General features: G+C 63.6%; 20 protein-coding genes. 10 read left to right on the plus strand and 10 right to left on the minus strand.

Annotation, left to right across the window (positions count from 1 at the left end; genetic code table 11):
* Window positions 1–21: 21 nt before the first annotated feature.
* Entirely contained in the window at window positions 22–315 is a 294-nt protein-coding gene (locus tag QOL82_RS12175; RefSeq protein WP_283442540.1) for a YciI family protein, read from the minus strand.
* 131 nt (window positions 316–446) lie between these two features.
* Here QOL82_RS12175 and QOL82_RS12180 point away from each other — a divergent pair, with 131 nt between their 5' ends.
* Window positions 447–1,172, plus strand: coding sequence for an HAD hydrolase-like protein (locus QOL82_RS12180; RefSeq protein ID WP_283442541.1), 726 nt, complete (start codon window positions 447–449; stop codon window positions 1,170–1,172).
* A 34-nt stretch (window positions 1,173–1,206) separates the two neighbouring features.
* On the opposite strand, the gene QOL82_RS12185 is transcribed toward QOL82_RS12180, so the two are convergent.
* Complete coding sequence (locus QOL82_RS12185) at window positions 1,207–2,031, minus strand: helix-turn-helix transcriptional regulator (protein WP_283442542.1); 825 nt, start codon at window positions 2,029–2,031, stop codon at window positions 1,207–1,209.
* A 126-nt stretch (window positions 2,032–2,157) separates the two neighbouring features.
* Between QOL82_RS12185 and QOL82_RS12190 the strand changes: the two genes are divergently transcribed.
* A complete protein-coding gene (locus QOL82_RS12190; RefSeq protein WP_283442543.1) occupies window positions 2,158–2,883 on the plus strand; it encodes a class I SAM-dependent methyltransferase in 726 nt (241 codons plus the stop codon).
* 210 nt (window positions 2,884–3,093) lie between these two features.
* Here the strand turns inward: QOL82_RS12190 and QOL82_RS12195 are convergent, their stop codons facing one another.
* Window positions 3,094–3,504 (minus strand): hypothetical protein, encoded by a 411-nt coding sequence (locus tag QOL82_RS12195; RefSeq protein ID WP_283442544.1) that lies wholly within the window; start codon window positions 3,502–3,504, stop codon window positions 3,094–3,096.
* A gap of 211 nt (window positions 3,505–3,715) precedes the next feature.
* Window positions 3,716–4,183, minus strand: a complete 468-nt coding sequence (locus tag QOL82_RS12200) for a hypothetical protein (RefSeq protein WP_283442545.1) — start codon at window positions 4,181–4,183, stop codon at window positions 3,716–3,718.
* Between the two features lie 459 nt (window positions 4,184–4,642).
* Here QOL82_RS12200 and QOL82_RS12205 point away from each other — a divergent pair, with 459 nt between their 5' ends.
* Both QOL82_RS12205 and QOL82_RS12210 read left to right on the plus strand, forming a co-directional pair.
* Window positions 4,643–5,356, plus strand: a complete 714-nt coding sequence (locus QOL82_RS12205) for a hypothetical protein (RefSeq protein WP_283442546.1) — start codon at window positions 4,643–4,645, stop codon at window positions 5,354–5,356.
* 200 nt (window positions 5,357–5,556) lie between these two features.
* Complete coding sequence (locus tag QOL82_RS12210; RefSeq protein WP_283442547.1) at window positions 5,557–5,904, plus strand: hypothetical protein; 348 nt, start codon at window positions 5,557–5,559, stop codon at window positions 5,902–5,904.
* 42 nt (window positions 5,905–5,946) lie between these two features.
* On the opposite strand, the gene QOL82_RS12215 is transcribed toward QOL82_RS12210, so the two are convergent.
* Window positions 5,947–6,138: a YjfB family protein gene (locus QOL82_RS12215; RefSeq protein ID WP_283442548.1), complete on the minus strand. Its 192-nt coding sequence runs from the start codon at window positions 6,136–6,138 to the stop codon at window positions 5,947–5,949.
* Window positions 6,139–6,241: 103 nt separating this feature from the next.
* Window positions 6,242–6,667 (minus strand): hypothetical protein, encoded by a 426-nt coding sequence (locus QOL82_RS12220; RefSeq protein WP_283442549.1) that lies wholly within the window; start codon window positions 6,665–6,667, stop codon window positions 6,242–6,244.
* Between the two features lie 199 nt (window positions 6,668–6,866).
* Between QOL82_RS12220 and QOL82_RS12225 the strand changes: the two genes are divergently transcribed.
* Entirely contained in the window at window positions 6,867–7,022 is a 156-nt protein-coding gene (locus tag QOL82_RS12225) for a hypothetical protein (protein WP_283442550.1), read from the plus strand.
* Between the two features lie 312 nt (window positions 7,023–7,334).
* Here QOL82_RS12225 and QOL82_RS12230 read toward each other — a convergent pair whose 3' ends face one another.
* Complete coding sequence (locus tag QOL82_RS12230; RefSeq protein ID WP_283442551.1) at window positions 7,335–7,517, minus strand: hypothetical protein; 183 nt, start codon at window positions 7,515–7,517, stop codon at window positions 7,335–7,337.
* Here QOL82_RS12230 and QOL82_RS12235 point away from each other — a divergent pair.
* Window positions 7,516–7,755, plus strand: a complete 240-nt coding sequence (locus QOL82_RS12235; RefSeq protein ID WP_283442552.1) for a hypothetical protein — start codon at window positions 7,516–7,518, stop codon at window positions 7,753–7,755. The two genes, QOL82_RS12230 and QOL82_RS12235, sit on opposite strands and share 2 nt — an antisense overlap.
* A gap of 61 nt (window positions 7,756–7,816) precedes the next feature.
* A complete protein-coding gene (locus QOL82_RS12240) occupies window positions 7,817–9,799 on the plus strand; it encodes a PhoX family protein (protein ID WP_283442553.1) in 1,983 nt (660 codons plus the stop codon).
* A gap of 103 nt (window positions 9,800–9,902) precedes the next feature.
* Here QOL82_RS12240 and QOL82_RS12245 read toward each other — a convergent pair whose 3' ends face one another.
* The 3 genes from QOL82_RS12245 to QOL82_RS12255 all read right to left on the minus strand — a co-directional run bounded on the left by QOL82_RS12245 (window position 9,903) and on the right by QOL82_RS12255 (window position 13,122).
* Entirely contained in the window at window positions 9,903–11,039 is a 1,137-nt protein-coding gene (locus QOL82_RS12245) for a hypothetical protein (protein ID WP_283442554.1), read from the minus strand.
* Window positions 11,040–11,046: 7 nt separating this feature from the next.
* A complete protein-coding gene (locus QOL82_RS12250) occupies window positions 11,047–11,622 on the minus strand; it encodes a DUF4337 domain-containing protein (protein ID WP_283442555.1) in 576 nt (191 codons plus the stop codon).
* Window positions 11,623–11,748: 126 nt separating this feature from the next.
* Window positions 11,749–13,122 carry a glycerophosphodiester phosphodiesterase family protein gene (locus QOL82_RS12255; protein WP_283442556.1) on the minus strand — a complete coding sequence of 458 codons (1,374 nt, stop codon included), beginning with the start codon at window positions 13,120–13,122 and terminating at the stop codon, window positions 11,749–11,751.
* A 313-nt stretch (window positions 13,123–13,435) separates the two neighbouring features.
* On the opposite strand from QOL82_RS12255, the gene QOL82_RS12260 reads away from it, so the two are divergent.
* The 3 genes from QOL82_RS12260 to QOL82_RS12270 all read left to right on the plus strand — a co-directional run bounded on the left by QOL82_RS12260 (window position 13,436) and on the right by QOL82_RS12270 (window position 17,186).
* A complete protein-coding gene (locus QOL82_RS12260; RefSeq protein WP_283442557.1) occupies window positions 13,436–14,656 on the plus strand; it encodes an MFS transporter in 1,221 nt (406 codons plus the stop codon).
* A 230-nt stretch (window positions 14,657–14,886) separates the two neighbouring features.
* Window positions 14,887–16,122: an AI-2E family transporter gene (locus tag QOL82_RS12265; RefSeq protein ID WP_283442558.1), complete on the plus strand. Its 1,236-nt coding sequence runs from the start codon at window positions 14,887–14,889 to the stop codon at window positions 16,120–16,122.
* Window positions 16,123–16,211: 89 nt separating this feature from the next.
* Window positions 16,212–17,186 (plus strand): Bug family tripartite tricarboxylate transporter substrate binding protein, encoded by a 975-nt coding sequence (locus tag QOL82_RS12270; protein WP_283442559.1) that lies wholly within the window; start codon window positions 16,212–16,214, stop codon window positions 17,184–17,186.
* The last annotated feature ends 3 nt before the right edge of the window (window positions 17,187–17,189 follow it).

Below are 17,189 nucleotides of genomic sequence, written 5' to 3' on the forward strand. Positions count from 1 at the left end.
CGGGGCAATAAAACCGAACGCTCACAGCGTCACTGAAATTTCCGGCAACGCTTTTCCCCATTGGAGAAGCTTGTAATTTCGTTTGCTATGCACGAAATACGGATCCTGCTCCACTAGCCGGATTGCACATTCTCTCGGCATGGGCGCCAATATCCACAGGCCGCCACCGAATGGTGAATCAGGACTTTCACGCAGTCCGCCTGCAAGCAGGATTTCGGCCTGGTTTTCCCTGAGGTAGGCGAAATGATGCGCCTCATAATCTAGCCGGACCTTGGTCATAACAGGTAAATCTTCAAAGATAACGACCCAGCGCATTCTGCAGCCTTTTCAACTCCACGTAAGCGATGAAGTGTAGGCTTGTATTATTTTTCCGGCAACAAGATAATCGACCCAGAACGCCAATCAATTAATTCTCGGAATCAGCTTATTTAGAGGTGTGCTTTATTGTGACGGATTTCACCGCGCTCAAAGGAGCAAGCATCCTTTTCGATCTAGACGGAACCTTGGTGGAGTCAGCTCCGGATTTGATCGCAGCGCTAAACTCGGTCCTTATTGCAGAAGAACTGAAACCGTTACTACTCGAAGAAGCCCGGCCATTTATTAGCCGTGGCGCCTGGTGGTTGTTGGAGTGGAGTATCGCGAGAGCCGCTATGCCAGTGCCGGCGACTTTCGCAGCAACGCTTTTCGAGCGCTTTATTGTCTATTACAGCGCCCATATAGCGGATAACAGCCATCCGTTTGCCGGTGTGATTGCCGCGCTAGCTGTTCTGAAGGCAGCAGGCGCGAAGCTCGTCGTTTGCACCAACAAACCGACCGCCCTTTCGCGCAGCCTGCTGACCAAGCTTGGCATGGTCGACATGTTCGATGACATCCTGGGCATTGACGCCGTGACGGCGGCAAAGCCGGATGCAGCACACCTGATTGAAGCTGTCCGGGCCGTAGGCGGAAATTTAAACAGGGCGATCATGGTGGGCGATGCCGGGCCGGATGCAGGCGCCGCACGTGCCGCAGGAATTCCCCTCATCCTGGTTGACTTCGGCTATTCGGAAATTCCCGCCATTCAACTCGCGCCGGACATACTCCTGCGCCATTTCGGTGACCTGGTGGATGCGTGCCTGACGCTGCTGGACAGCGCGCGTGTTGATTCCAGCACTGCCGGAATTTCAGCCTGAAGGATTTTTTCAATATCTATTTCCGTCTGAAACGTCACTCCGGCGTTAGCTCAATCGCGCCTGCCGGGCTCGTGTTTCGATCGGATACCGGCGGCAGTATCGTCAGCTTGAGATCGGGTCGGCCCTGGAGCTGGAGCGTTATCTGCTCGTACACCACGCGTCCCGCGGTTGGATGCATGAAGGCCCTGATGCCGCCTTCTCTGGCTACTACCTCCTGCGCATTCCAGAACTGCGAGAACTCTTCGCTCGTTCGCTGCAGCATGGCGATCAGGTCCCTGACAGGCGGGTCATCTTTTCCCTTTCCGCATTCCGCCCGGAATTCGGCGACCAGCCGCCTTGCGCGTTCGTGCCAGTCCATGACGAATGTTTTGGCGGAATCCTGCAGGAACATGAATTGCAGCAGATTGCGGGTGGCGTCGGGGACATCATGTCCGAGCCAGACCGCGAACAGCTGAGCCGCCTGGTCATTCCATGCGACGGCATTCCACTGGCGGTCCAGCACGTATGCCGGCGCCGCTATCACGCCGACGAGCGTTGAAATTTCTCCGGCCTTTGCATCTGCCAGGGTTTTCACACGCGCAGCCGGATCGAGCTTGTCGGCGAGTCCGAAGAGATAACTGCGCTCGGCTTCCGACAGCCGGAGCGCGGTGGCGAGGCGGGCAAGCGTCTTTGCCGACGCCGATACGGGCCGACCCTGCTCCAGCCAGGTAATCCAGGTCGCGCTTACGCCGCAGAGAACTGCGAGTTCTTCACGCCTCAGCCCGGGTGTTCGGCGACGTTCGCCGGCCGGAAGTCCGATGGAATCCGGGGTAATTCGCTCGCGGTGAACGCGAACGAATACGCCAAGTTCGCTGGTCATTGATGGGTCTGCCTGATGGTGAACTGGTGGCTTTTATACCAGGATAAGTTGTCATATTGTAATAGCATAAAGCCACGGATAAGCTGTTGCCGGCAAGATGTTCAAACCGATTGACAGGAGCAGCTTATGGCAGCAACGACCAATGACAGCGCGAGCAAGTTCGATCTTTCACGCGCAGGCGAATACGAGCTGCAAAGCCGCATTGCCCTTGCCGGCTATGACGCATGCCACGAACTGAGCGCCTGCATGCTCTCTGCGCACCTTGGAACGCAAGGCGCTGCGAACGTGCTGGTTGTCGGTGCCGGCGGTCCGGCGCAGGAGATCACGAAGGCCGGCTTGCTGCAGCCGGACTGGCGCTTTACGGCCGTCGACCCGTCCGAGCCTATGCTGGAAATCGCCCGTGCCCGGGTTGCCGGCGCGGGGATGGCGGAGCGCACGCAGCTCATCCTGGGCAGGGTCGAAGACTTGCCCGATGGGCCCGCGTTTGACGCGGCGACCCTGGTCGGCGTTCTCCACCACTTGCCGGGCAGTGAACCAAAGCGCGGAATACTCCAGGCGATCTCGTCCCGTCTCAAGCCCGGCGCGCCGCTGATCCTGGCTGGCAATCATCGCGCTTACGCCAGCGAGCCGCTGATGTTGAAGGCCTGGGGCGAACGCTGGCGCATGCAGGGCGCGACAGCGGACGAGGTGAAGGCCAAGCTCGGCAGGATCCTGCAGGGCGCCGATCCGCCGCATTCCGAAGCAGCCGTGTTCGCTTTGTTGAGCGATAGCGGATTCGAAGCGCCGCAGCGATTCTTTTCCAGCTTGTTCTGGGGCGCCTGGATTGCGTTCCGGGCAGGCCGGCCGAACTGAAATCTTCAGCCAACGCCGGTCGCCGGGGATCGGCAGGAATGGCGGGTGGGGGCAGGCAGCGGCCCGGTGAAACCGGGCACGGTTGATTCGCCACCCCGCTCGCCACTCCACTGCTCCCACGCATCGAAGCATCAACGGTTTTTTAAAAGCCCGGCGCCCGGGACCGAAACGGATTGCCATTGGCATTCCGGTTAAAAGTTCCGTAATCACTCAGTGCTGCACCAAGAGCACTCTTTCAATCCTGTCCTCCGCATCGAAATGCACATCCAGGCTGTCCAGATCGATACGCAGACCACTGCACATGCCGAGCGCGTATCCATACACATGCATTCGTTTAATGTCGGGAGCGCCCAGCAATGCCTCGACACGCGATTTCGGCAGACCGACGCGGAGGATATTGACCCGCATGTCTGCCGCCATGCCTCCCCGATAACAGGAGACGTCGCCAGTCCGCAGGTTCAGCTTCTTCCATGCCGCCTCATTGAAACCGGACGTCCGGAAAATGCCGCCGCTATAGAGCCAGTATTGCCAGCCTGCGTAAAGGACGGCAAACAGCGCGATGCAGACGATGATGGCTGCTGCCCGCTGCGGCCAAGTTTTTGAGCGTGAGGATACATGCATCAGCGTGGAGGTTTTATCGTGACAGCAACGCTTTCGGAAATCGGATCGGTCGCCGGGGTACGGTCGCTGCCTGGCGTCGACTGCTAGACTCGTCGCAGTTGTCCCTATGGCGGCGAGAATATGCCAGGCGCAAGCAGCCTGTTCCTTCTTGGCTCATGGCCTGCCGGGGGAATGGGCTCGATGCAAAACGGACCGATGCGTTTCGCGAAGGTTATGACAATCGGGTGCCTTGGCGATTTGCATAAAGGTCCCTGACGATCGCGTGAGACGGCCGGAGTCTGTCGACAAGCACATCGACGATTTGATTTTCAGCCAGCGACAGGACCGCCGAATTCTTATGCACGTAACTCCAGGCATCCCATCGGCGGCCATTGAATTCGTAAGCGTATTCCAGCCTTCCCCGGTCCTTCACGATCCATATCCCGGTGATGATCCCCTTCGTCGCCTGACCCTGCTGGAAAAAATAGCGTATCCGGTCGATTCGCCAAAGCAGAATGCCGGCCAGCAGGGTCATCGCGGCAATGGGTACGAACAGTGGAAGCGGCTCATAGGGTCGCGAGCCCCTGAATGCATAAACGTAGGGCACGCCCAAAGATGCGATCAGGGACAGCGGAATGCCCCAAGCGGCCGCCAGCGCCGGCCAGTCCGTCCAGATGATTTGACGAACGGATGGTTTCATACCGAAGTTTGAACTGGCTGCGTATTCAACATACCCCTCTTACATGAAGACAGACATGGCAGCATGCTCCCATTGGAATGTTCGAAAAGCAATACTCGATTTATGCGATCACGGTACGGGGATATAACGACCAAGATGAAGTCAGCCTCGGTTTTGTGTCCCAGTGCCATCACCCCTATCTATGCACATCCATAAATAATTAATTCCGCAATGGGAACAGGCACCCCAGACGGCTGCATTTTCCATTTGCATAAATCGTTCATTTTCGCCGTTTCATGTGATGCCGCACCCTTTCACTCATGGTCGGAATCGTCAAGCATTCCAATGCAGGCACACGGAGGAACTGGGGGGCTAGATGCCGGACCATTCAGCCGTCATCAACTTGGCTTGATCGTAATTATGAGGCGACTGCCGGAATTCAATAATAATCAGGACGATAATTCGACGGCTGGTGAACCTATGAAAACTCGATTTAATGCATTCTACGATCGAAATGCATCGCTTCTTCTTTTGACGCTTTTACTGGCTGACTTGACGTTCCTGGCGATTTACCTTTTTCATGGCCTGACGCCTTACTTTGCGAATCCATTATTTAATCTTGAAGCGGATAACGGCTATGCCGAGAGGTACCAGTACCTGAAATATGTCGGCATCATGGTTCTGCTTTCTTGCCTCTGCGTTAAAAGGAAGCGCTTGTCATTTCTGCCGTGGATACTGCTGTTTGCTTATTTTCTGGCAGACGACGCCTGGCAGCTGCACGAAGAACTGGGCGCCTGGATTGCCGAGAGGATTCCCTACCAGCCGCCTTTCCGGCTGCGTACGCAAGATCTGGGCGAATTGCTCGTTTCGGCGATGGCTGGCCTGATCCTGCTTCCGTCGTTCCTGGCGACGTACTACTTCGGTCCGCCTTCAGTCCGGAAGATTTTCCATGACTTGTTATTGTTCCTGGCCTTGCTCCTGGCATTTGCCGTCGGCGTGGACATGGTTCACGCAACGTTCATTGGCAGTCCCAGGATCGAGCTGGTTCTGGGGGTAATCGAAGACGGCGGCGAATTGATCGCGATAAGCCTGTTCGGATGGTACGTCTTCCTGTTGACAAGGCTTTCTTCCGGCAGGGAGGCCTATCTGCTGCCCGTGTTCCTGACGCCGATGAAGGTTGTTCAGACCGGATAAGCAAGTGCGACGTGGTTCCCTGATGTTTTGACGAGTGGCCCGACTGCCGGGCTGCGTCGGCGAACAGGCCGCAACCGTTTCGCCGGCCGCAGGTCCCTCGTCTCATCCCTATTTCATCAATAGTGCGTCAGTTTCTCGACTTAGCTACGGGCAACTTGTTGTACTGTTCCTCCGCTTTTAAAACTAACCTGAGGTTTCCCATGAAAAAATTATCCGCACTCATCGCAATGGCCCTGATTTCCGGCGTTGTTTACGCCCAAGCCCCCATGAAGGCCACGACCACCCCGGAAGGCACGACGGTCGAGCCGGCAACCAAGGGCGACATCAAGGCTGCGGCCAAGGTCGAAAAGGCGGAGATCAAGGCGAATGAAAAAATCGAGAAGGCTGCCGCCGACGCCGCGGTGACCAGCACGAAGGCCGATGCGAAAGCCGCCAAGACCAAGGCCGGCGCGCAAGCGAAAGCCGAGAAGAAGATCCTGGCTGCGAAGAAAGACGTGGCGGATGCGCAGGTCGAAGCCAGCGAAAAAGTGACGCGCGAGAAGAAGTAAGTTCTACCGGCTTCATTGCCGGCGCACCCCTGGCGCCGGTCGTCAGGCGGTGGTATTGACGCTGTTTCCCAGGTGCGATGGCAGCCCGGGAGCAGCTGGCACGCTGGCAATCAGCGCGGCCGCGCTGGACGATGCCAGGTCCAGCGTTTTCTTCAGCATGGTCGTCCCGATCTCCTGGCTTTGCCGGGTCTCGGATAACGTGGTCGACAGCTTCGCGATGCTCGTGACATCCATGACATTGCTCCTTGCGTTTGATGATCGACGGCTGGATTGGCCGCCGTCCATCGTTAACGATTGAATTCCGCAAGTCTTTAATCTGCCGATCGCGGCGCGCCGTTCAGGCGAACAGGAACCACAACACGGTTATTGCCATCAGCGCCGCATAGGGAAAGGCGATGGTCGGCCGCAGCATGTTCCGGCCATACTCGGCCAGCAGGCCGCCAAGGCCGGGACGCGTCGCCAGCCACTCGGAGTGCAACTGGTAGGGCGCGGCCTGCACGGGCGTGCCCGATGCCAGCGCCTGCTCAATCCGCACGATGCGCTGGCCCAGCCGCGACTGGCTGGTCCGCACCATTGCTTCCTGCACCCACAGGACCAGCATCAGCAGCATCGCGATGATCACGTCCAGCGACAGCGCCAGGCAGGCGACAAACAGCACGACGCCGGTCAGCTTGATCAGCAGGCCGGCGTTTTCGTAGCGCTCATGATTGTTCTGCAGGATGGCCCATTCGTGGCCGAGGGCGTTGGTGTCGGGGAGTGCCAATTTTTTCCTTTTTGTGGTTGACCTTGGTGCCGCGTCGTCCGTGGCCGGCGCTGCGCATTGTACCGAAGCGGATCGGGCGCGCGGCCGGCGTTGCAAATTGGCCTTATTCCAACACTCGTTGACGACAAGTGCGAAAGCATTTCCAAAAATCAAGACCAAACGTCATAATACGCATACCCGTCCTGTTCACAATTGCCCCATGAAACGTATCATTCTCACTTCACTGCTGGCCGTTGTCAGTTGCGTAGCGCTCAGCATCGTCGTCGCGATGCTCGCTGCTCCCTCGAATCTGCAGAATGATGACTTCAAGGTGTCGTCGCCGCCGGACCTTCCCGGCGCCCGAATGGCCGGCTAAAGCCACCCGGGCCCACCGACTGACGCCTGTCCGGCGGTCGGCGCATCCAGCAGGCTTCGGCCGGCGTTCGACGTTCCTTTTCCAGCAGACTGCGCTGCTAGCGCGCCGCTGAGGCGTCCGTGCGTGAACGGGCATTGCCGCAGCCGGATGCCTGCCGCGTCGGACAGCGCATCGTTCATTGCTGACGCGGCTCAAGCGCTACACCCTGCCGCCGCCGCGGTCGACTTTCATTTCGGCCGCCGCGGCGACACGGGCTTCTTCATACGCGTGCTGGCAGCAGGCGATGCCAGCACGTCCGGCGATGCCGGCGACTTAGCTTGCCGCAGCCGCGGCCAGCAGTTCGCCGGCGTTGGCGCTCTCGGCGAAGCGCATCGCCGCCGACCAGGCCTGCTCGGCCTTGTCCCGGCCGATGATGGGTTCGCCCTGGTCGTTGAACTTGGCTTTCAGCTGCTCGTCGCTCGTGGAGAAGCTCTCCGGCGAGGCGCTGGAAACCATGCCGATGACGCCGGAGGAATTCGGCGCCTATATCAGGAACGACATCGCCAAGTGGTCGCAGCTGGCGAAGACACGCATACTAGAAATCGATAACCCCCCTTCAGGAATCAACCTATCGCACGCAATACCACCGTGCGGCCCGGCGCGTCGTCGCCGCAAATCGGTGATCGGTGATCGCTACTTGTGTCTTCCTGTCATCAAGCTGAAATACCGCTCCATTACCATCCGTTTCCGATAACCGCACGGCATCGTCCTGCTGCCGGCGGCCTACCGCTTACCTCAACCGTGGAGCCCAACGAATGACTCAGCCTGAAATGTCCCGCCGCCGCCTGTTGCAAATGCTTGCCGGCGCGCCCCTGCTGCCCCTGACCTCGCTTGCCGGCGCCAGCGCGCTGCTCTCCGGATGCGGCGGCGGCGACGGCGATAACGGCAATGGCGCTGCGCTGGCCGGCAGCGGCGCGGTCGCGCTGTCCGGCGTCACCTTCAGTTCGATGCCGGCGCCGACCCTGGCGACACCCGCGGCGATGGCGACGACCACCGCCGCGTCGGTAATGACGGCCACCTTCAGCGACGCCAGCAAGCTGGACTTCAAGCTGGCCTACCAGCCCTTCTTCATCACCGGCGACCTGGTCGCCGACGGCAAGGGCGGCAAGGTCGTCGCCGGCGGCTACTACAACATCGCCAATCAGCCCATCATCGACAACACGGCGCCGACCAGGCCGCGCCAGTTCTTTTCCGATTCGCCCGACGGCACCTCGCTGCTGACGGTGCCCAATGCCAAGGTCGACGGCGTCAAGGGCAATGCGATGTTCGCCGTGGTGCAGTTCGAGTACACGACGCTGGCGCAGGATGGCAAGACCGGCATGTACGGCCGCCTGCCGTCGCCGATCGCCGTGCTGACGCTGGACCAGGACCCGGCCACCGGCAAGCTGTCGCTGGTCAAGTACCATAACGTCGACACCTCGCCGGCCAATGGCCTGTGGATCACCTGCGGCGCCAGCCTGTCGCCGTGGGGCACGCACCTGTCGAGCGAGGAATACGAGCCGAACGCGTTCACCGCCGCCGGCGACGCGCAGTTCAAGGCATTCAGCCAGAACCTGTACGGCAGTGAGACCGCCGCGAATCCGTACAACTACGGCCACCTCCCGGAAGTCACCGTCAACCCGGACGGCACCGCATCCATCAAGAAACACTATTGCCTTGGCCGCATCTCGCATGAACTGGTGCAGGTGATGCCGGACAGGCGCACCGTGCTGATGGGCGACGATGCGACCAACAGCGGCTACTTCGTGTTCGTCGCCGACCGCGAGGCCGACCTGTCCGCCGGCACGCTGTATGTCGCGAGAGTGGGCGCCGGCTTCACGCTGGACCCGGCGGCCGCGGCCGCCCCGCTGAGCTGGATCAAGCTCGGCTCGGCGACCAGCGCCGAGATCAGCCGGCTGGCGGCGACGCTGAAGCCGACCGACATCATGAGCGTGAAGACCACCGACCCGCTCGACGCGAGCTACACCCGCGTCGCCGCCAACGGCAAGATCGAATGGATCAGGCTGGTGCCGGGCATGGAGAAGGCCGCCGCATTCCTGGAGACCCACCGCTATGCGAGCCTGATTGGCGCGTCGATGGGCTTCACCAAGATGGAAGGCACGACGGTCAACGCGAAGGACAAGATCGCCTATTCGGCGCTGCAGAACTGCCAGGGCTCGATGGTGGCCGGCAATGCGCTGAATGTGCCCGGCAATGGCGTGTCGATACCGAAGGCGCTGGACGCCGGCGCCGTGATGGCCCTGAACCTGAAGGGCGGGTTGCGGGACACGACCGGCGCGGCGATCAACAGCGATTGGATGCCGGCGGACACGAAGGCGCTGATCACCGGCGAGGACATCGCCGCCGACAGCCTCGGCAATACCGCCAACCCGAACCGGATCGCCAACCCCGACAACCTGAAGTTCTCTGAAAAGATGCGCACGCTGTTCATCGGCGAGGATAGCGGCCAGCATGTCAACAACTTCCTGTGGGCGTACAACGTGGACACCAAGGCGCTGTCGCGCATCATGTCCCTGCCCGCCGGCGCCGAGTCGACCGGCCTGCATGCGGTCGACGAGATCAATGGCTGGACCTACATCATGAGCAATTTCCAGCATGCCGGCGACTGGGGCAGCATCCACGGCGTCGTGAAGTCCACGCTCGATCCGCTGGTGAAGGCGAACTACAGGGACAACTTCGGCGCAGCGGTCGGCTACCTGACCGCCGACCTGATGCAGACGAGGCTCAGCAAGGCCTGATCCCGGCCGGGCCCGCATGCCCGCCAGGTGGCTGCGGCCATCTCGGCGGGTTTTTTTTATCGGTGTTGGGGCGGCGGGGCGTCGGGTCCGGGCGCTGCCTGCTTCAGCGCGGCTGCGGCCCGGCGGGCGTCCGGCCGTAACAGCTCGCCGTGTCGCTTGCATAGGCCGCCAGCCCGTCCTTCGCCAGGCGCGCCAGGTAGCAGCCATAGTTGTCCGCCCAGCGATAGGCCGTGTCGTCCGACAGCAGCCCCGGTATGTTGGTCAGGTCGACTTCGGCGACCTGCAGGTCCGACACGCCGCTGGCCGTCATCAGGCCGTCGACCAGCAGCATGTCCGACAGCAGGTACGCGGCATAGGCGGGCGCGATGCCGAGGCGCGTCGCCGTGTCCGCCAGCGTCATGCCGGCCAGCTGCGCAATCGCGCTGCCGAGTTCGGCTTGCGACAGCCTGCCCTGCCCGGCCGGCTTGCCCAGCAGCCGCTCGACCGCGGGTGCGACGCCGTGCGTCACCGGCCGGCTGATTGCCGTCAGCGTCACCGGGCCGCCGAGGCTGGCGCGGACCGACGCCAGCCGTGTGGCCAGCAGGGCGCGGACGGCGGCCAGCTCGTTATTCGTCATCGGCGACAGGCCGCATGGCAGGCCGCCCGGCCGGCCCAGGGCCTGGCACACCTGCTGGTGCCAGAGCTTCTGTCCGATCGCGTCGCCGAAGGTGCTTCGTTCGCCGGCGATCTGCAGGCTGCCGCCGCCGATGTCCAGCACATGGCTGGTCGCAAGCCGGTTGCCCAGCAGCCGGCGCGCGCCCCGGTAGCCGTAGGCGCCTTCGACATTCTGCGGCACCACGATGACGGCGACGCCGGTCGCCGCGCGGATCGCCGTGAGCGCGGGCATCAACTTGCCCACATCCTGCTGCAGCGCCAGCCGCCAGGCCGAGAACCCGCCGCCGGCACGCGCGCAGCGTGTGTCGAACAGCCGCTTGCGGAACGGCTCGTCGAGCGCGGCGATGGTTGGCGCGATGCTGGTCTCGAGGCTGCCGTGTTCGCGCAGCGCGGCGAGGTAATCGATGCCGGCCCGCGTCGTCATCGCGCTGTTGGAGGCGCCGGCGCGGATGCCGGACGAGCCGATGTCGTAGGCGACCCGGCACGGCGCTTCCGCGTGCGCCAGGCCGGCGGCCAGTGCGCAGGCAATCAGCGGAAGCAGCGAAGGCAGCGGCCGCAGCCGGCGGGCTGGCTTGAAGTCAGGCATGAAGCGCTTACAGATGCAGGTAGCCCATCAGGCCGAAGCCGGCGCCGATGGCGGTGGCGCCGTAGACGCCGGCCAGCATCCAGCGCTTGCGGGTCAGCAGCGTGATCGCGGAAAGCGCGATGGCGACCTGCATCAGCGTGGTTGCCAGCGCCCAGCGTTCATGCACGTGCATTTCGAGGTCGCTCTTCTGGTCCGCGGCCTTGGCCTTTTCCTCCAGCGCCTCGGCGGCCACCTTGATTTCTTCCTTTTCCTGCTTGTAGCGCTCGACCGCCTGCACGAAGTTTTTCTGCGAGTCGCCGCTAGTCAGGGTGACCGACAATTCGGCCAGGTTCTGCTTGTTGCTCTTGGCCTGGTAATAATTCCACTGGTTGGACGCCGACGTTTTCTGTATCGCCGCCTCGTTCTTGTAGAGCAGCGCGGCATTCTGGGAATGCCCGCCCATGTAGCCGAAGATGGCGCCGACCGTCGAGATGACGGCGGTCAGCACCGCGACGCGGGAGGTGAAGCTGTCGCCTCCGTGCTGCGCGACATGCTCGACTTCATGATCGTGTGGACCGTGTACGTGAAATGCGTGGCCGGACATAGGGTCTTGCTCCTGTGGATGCTGGGTGGCTGGCGTCGGTGAAACGCAGGGATTCTAACGTACGCGTAGCAAAGTCCGCACAATCTTCCCGCGTCACCGCGCCAGCCGCCGCAGAGCCTCCCGGCGCTATCGCCCGGTTTCCTTCAGATACGCGCTGCGCGCCGCCACCGCGGTCGGCGTGAAGTCGGTGAAAACACCGTCGACGCCGGCCCGGAAGAAGGCGAGGTATTCCTGCGCCGGATCGCCCTGGTAGAGGCCGGCCAGGTACTTCTTCTCGTTGCGGAACGTGAAGGTATGGACGAACAGCCCGGCCTTGTGCGCATCGGCGACCAGGCTGGTGGGCGTCACGCTGTTCACGTCGGCCAGCGAGCCGACATACGGGCTGCCGTCTGCATTCGCCTGCTTGAACGGCACGATTTTCAGCGACATCACCTGCGGCTTCCACGGACCGATGCCATCCGCATAGGTCTTGATCTCGGCCAGCCCGGCCGGCGTCAGCATCTCGCCGAAATAACGGCCGTCGCCGGCCAATGTCCAGCTGTAAGGGCGGCCGTCGACGAAGGTGTAGGCGTCGTCGGTCCTGTAGATCATCTCGCCGGTCCGGTAGTTCACGTCGTTGCCGTCGACCAGCTGCACCACGCGGGTGGCGAGCCCGGCCGAACGCAGGTACTTGAGGCTGGCCGGATCGAAGCCCTGCACCAGGACCGGCGCGGTCTTGCTGTTGAGGTCGTTGTCCTTCAACAGCTTCAGGATCGCGTCCTCGAACGGATGGCTGCCCGCGCCGCAGCCGTTGGCCCTGGCCTGCGCATTGTTCCAGTACGGATTCTTCACTTCCGGGTAGACCGTGATGGTCCGGCCCGACGCCGCGCTTTTCGCCTTCGCGATGTCGATGATTTCCTGCATCGTCAGGATGGGCGTCTTGCCGTTGAGGTCGGTCGGCCGCTCGTCCCGCGCGTCATAGGTCGTGCCGCCCAGCCACTGCTTGAGTTCGGCGACGGTGAAGTCGGAGATGGACCAGTCGCCGGTATGGTCCTCGCCATCGACCACCAGCGACTTGAGGACGGATTTCGGGTCGGCCGGGTCGGTCAGGTCGCTCAGGTACTGCGCCGGGCCGCCATAGGTCGCCAGCGAATAGGCAACGTCGACCTTCACGCCCGGCGTGTTGCGCTTGCGGGCCGCGACCGCCGCATTCGTCTTCGCCACCTCGGCGATGTTGGTGTTATCGCTGAGCCACGGGTTGTGCCGGGCGACCAGCACGCAGTCCTTCGTCAGGTGCAGGTCTTCCTCCAGCGAGTCGGCGCCGGCGTCGGCCGCAGCCAGGTAGGCAGGCCGGGTCTCTTCCGGGTACAGGCCCGGCAGGCCGCGATGCGCGATGACGGCCGCGACGCTTCCGTCCAGCGTCGGCAGCGGCGCCGCCGCGTTGTCGTTGCCGCCGCCGCAGGCGGACAGCGATGCGGCCACCGCTACCGCGATCGTCAGGGTCGAATGGATTGTCTTCATTGTTTGTCTCTCCAGGTTGGATGCCATGCTTTTAAATTATTGTCGTGACCGTGCGATGACATGCGGGCGGCCTTGGCGGCGCGCCGCAGGCCGAAGCGGCCCCGGCGCCGGTTCCCGGGTGTGGAACCCGTCAACAGGCTGGCCCGGGAATTACGGATAATGCCTGTTATACGCCGCATCGGCGCAATGCTGACCAGACGGCCATGCCACTTTCCCGCTTTCCGCAAGGTTCACGAATCCACAGCGCCGCAGTCATCGCACCGGCTCTTTCGGTGCCGGCGCCATCCGCCGCGCGCGTCGACGGGCAGGCCGGGTGAGGAAGACATTCCGGTCGCTGCGCAGCGTCAATTACCGGGTGTGGGCCGCCGGCGCGCTGGTATCGAATGTCGGCACCTGGATGCAGCGCACCGCCCAGGACTGGCTGGTGCTGACCGAGCTGACCGACAAGAATGCGACCGCGGTCGGCATCGTGATGTCGCTGCAGTTCGGGCCGTCGCTGCTGCTGCTGCCGCTGACCGGCTACGTCGCGGACCGGTTCGACCGGCGCAGGGTCCTGCAGGCGACGCAGAGCGCGATGGGCCTGCTGGCGCTGGGACTCGGGCTGCTGACCCTGTCGGGCGCGGTGCAGCTGTGGCATGTCTACCTGTTCGCCTTCCTGCTCGGCTGCGTCACCGCCTTCGATGCGCCGGCGCGCCAGACCTTCGTCTCCGAACTGGTCGGCGAGGAAGACCTGACCAATGCGGTGGCGCTGAACTCGACCTCGTTCAATGCCGCCCGCATGGTGGGGCCGGCGGTGGCCGGCCTGCTGATCGCGTCGGCCGGCACCGGCTGGGTGTTCGTGATCAATGCGCTGTCCTACCTGGGCGTGCTGCTGTCGCTGGCGATGCTCCGTGTGGCCGACCTTCACCGCCGCGGCAAGGCGCCGCGCGCCGAGGGCGGGCTGCTGGCGGGCCTGCGCTATGTCTGGAGCCGGCCCGACCTGAAGGCCGTGCTGTTCATGCTCTTCCTGCTCGGCACCTTCGGGCTCAACTTCCCCATCTTCATCTCGACCATGGCGGTCGGCCCGTTCCAGGCCGGCGCCGGCCACTACGGCGGCCTGACGTCGGCGATGGCGGTCGGCTCGGTGGCCGGCGCGCTGTTCACCGCGTCCCGGGCGCAGCCGCATATTGCGCGGCTGGTCAACGCGTCGCTGATCTTCGGGCTGGGCTGCGCCCTCGCGGCCATCACGCCCAGCTATGGCCTGTTCGGCGTGGTGCTGGTGTTCATCGGCATCGCGGCGCAGACCTTCACCACGTCGATCAACACGGTGGTCCAGCTGTCGACCGAGCCGGCGATGCGTGGCCGTGTGATGGCGATCCTGCTGGCGATCCTGATGGGCGCGACGCCGCTGGGCGCGCCGGCGGTCGGCTGGGTGGCCGACACCTTCGGGCCGCGCTGGGCGCTGGGCGTGGGCGCCGCGGCGGGATTCGCGTCGGCGCTGGTCGGGCTGATCTACCGGCGACGCTCGCGCAGGCGCGCGCGCGAGGCGGGCTGATCCCCGGTGGCATTCGGCCCCGCCGGATGGCGGGAATACATCGCAATGACGCTGGGAGCAAGCGGGAAAACGGCCGCCCTGCATGCCGACTGGAAACAAAGCTTGCGCGACCTCAATGCAATCACGTCCCGGCCGGAGGCGCCGCGTGCCGGCGCAGCCGTTTGGTGTCACCATCGCCGTACGGCAGGCCGCGGATCGCGGCACCGTCACCCGTAATGGACCTCCCCGACATGAGCACCAAGCCGCCCCTCCCCGCCGCCTCCGAACCGGGGCATCCGGTCGCCAGGTCGACGGTACGCATCGAGATCGCCCCGGCCACCATGCTGTTTGCGCTGTTCCTCGCCGGCGCGGTGTGGATGCTGGGCCAGCTGATCCCGGTGCTGCTGGTGCTGATCTGCGCGTTGATGGTGGTGGGCACCGTGAACCCGCTGGTGCAGGCGCTGGAGCGGCGCGGCATCGGCCGGGGCAAGGGCATCGCGATGGTGTTCGTGACGCTGCTGCTGCTGGTGGCCGCGGTGCTGCTGCTGACGGTGCCGGCGCTGATCTCGCAGGTCACCGACGTGATCGAGCACGAAAGCGTGCTGCGCGAACAGCTTGCCGCCTATTTCGCCAACTACCGTTTCACCGCGCCGCTGGCCGACGGCCTGCGCAATATCCATTACACCGAGCTGCTCAAGGAGTCGCGCAACGAGCTGCTGAGCGCGTCGAAGCACCTGATCGAGATCGTGGCCTATGGCGCGGCCGCATTCTTCCTGGCGCTCTACATCATGATCGACGGCGACCGGCTGCGCGGCGCGCTGTTCGCCGTCGTGCCCCGGGCCTACCATATACAGCTGTCGCGCATCCTGCTCAACCTGCAGACCATCGTCGGCGGCTACCTGCGCGGCCAGGCGCTGACCTGCCTGTTCATGGGGCTGTTCATCTTCATCCTGCTGACCGCCTGCAGCGTGCCGAACGCGCTGGCCTTCGCCGCCTTCGGCGCGATCGCCGACGTGCTGCCGTTCCTCGGCATCGTGCTGACCATGGTGCCCGCGGTGCTGGCCGCGCTGGTCAAGAGCCAGACCACCGCCATCGTGGTGTTCGCGATGCTGCTGGCGTACGAGGAATTCGAGAGCCGGGCCCTGATCCCGATGGTCTATGGCCGCGCGCTGCGCCTGCCTTCGTCGGTGGTGTTCTTCGCGCTGCTGGTCGGCGGCACGCTGTACGGCATCATGGGCGCGCTGCTGGCCCTGCCGATGGCGGCGACCATATTCATGGTCATCGACGAGTTGCGGGTGTCGCTGCCGGGCGAATCGCCCGACCTGGAAACGGTCGAAAAGCTGCAGAAGGATGCGCATGCCGAAGCCGAGTACGAGCGGCGCACCGAGGGCCTGCCGGCCGAGCAGGCCGCCGCGATCGCGCTGTCCATTTCCGATGACCGGAAGAAAGAGGAAGAAACCGGTTCGCCGGAGCCGGTGCCGCGCTAGAACTGCGCTGCGGACCACGGAAATGGCATTCGGCGCCGGATTTGCCTTACCATCTCGGACCGCAATGAATCTGGTTTCCGGAGATACGCATGATTCCTCAGAAAATCCTGGGCTGCCTGCTCGCCCTGTCGGCGATCGCGTCGGCGCCATCCGCCCGCGCCGACGACTGGCCTGCCAGGCCGGTCCATGTCATCGTCGCCTTCGCGCCGGGCTCGACCCCCGACCTGCTCGCGCGGATGGTGTCGGAAAGGCTGGCGCAGCGGCTCGGCAAGCCCGTCATCGTCGATAACAAGCCTGGCGCGTCCGGGAACATCGGCACCGACGCGGTCGCCAAGGCCGCGCCCGACGGCTACACGCTGGGCGTGACGATCTCCGGGCCGCTGGCCGCCAACACCCTGCTCTTCAAGCGCCTGCCGTACGACCCGCAGACCGATATCGCGCCGCTGACCATCGCCGCCACCCAGCCCAGCGTGCTGGTGGTGTCGCCGGCCATGGGCGCAGCCGACATGCCCGCACTGCTCGCCAGGCTGCGCGGCAACCAGGGCAGGTTCAACTATGCGTCGATGGGCACCGGCAGCATTTCCCACCTGGCCATGGCCGCGGTCGCCGCCCGCAGCGGCGCGGACATCGTGCACGTGCCTTATCCGGGCTCCGGCCAGGCGGTGACCTCGCTGCTTGCCGGCGACACGCAGGTGGCCGTGCTGCCGGCGGCGGCGGTCATGCCGCACGTGCGCGCCGGCAAGCTCAAGGCGCTCGCGGTGGCCACCGCGAAACGCTCCGCGATCCTCCCCGACTTGCCGACGCTGGCGGAATCCGGCCTGCCGGATATCCAGGCCGATGCATGGATGGGCTTCATCGCGCCGGCCGGGACGCCCGAGGCGATCCTGGTCCGGCTGCAGGGCGACATCAGTCAGATCGTGAAGTCGGACGAGATCAGGCAGAAGCTGCAGGCGCAGCTGATGGAGCCGGTCGGCGGCACGGCGGCCGAGTTCCGCGCGACGCTGCAGTCGGACCTGGCGCGCTGGCAGCCGGTCATCCGGAAGAACGGCATCGCGCTGGACTGACGC

Source organism: Noviherbaspirillum suwonense (genome assembly GCF_900182955.1).
In the GTDB taxonomy this organism is placed as follows: Bacteria; Pseudomonadota; Gammaproteobacteria; order Burkholderiales; family Burkholderiaceae_D; genus Noviherbaspirillum_A; species Noviherbaspirillum_A suwonense.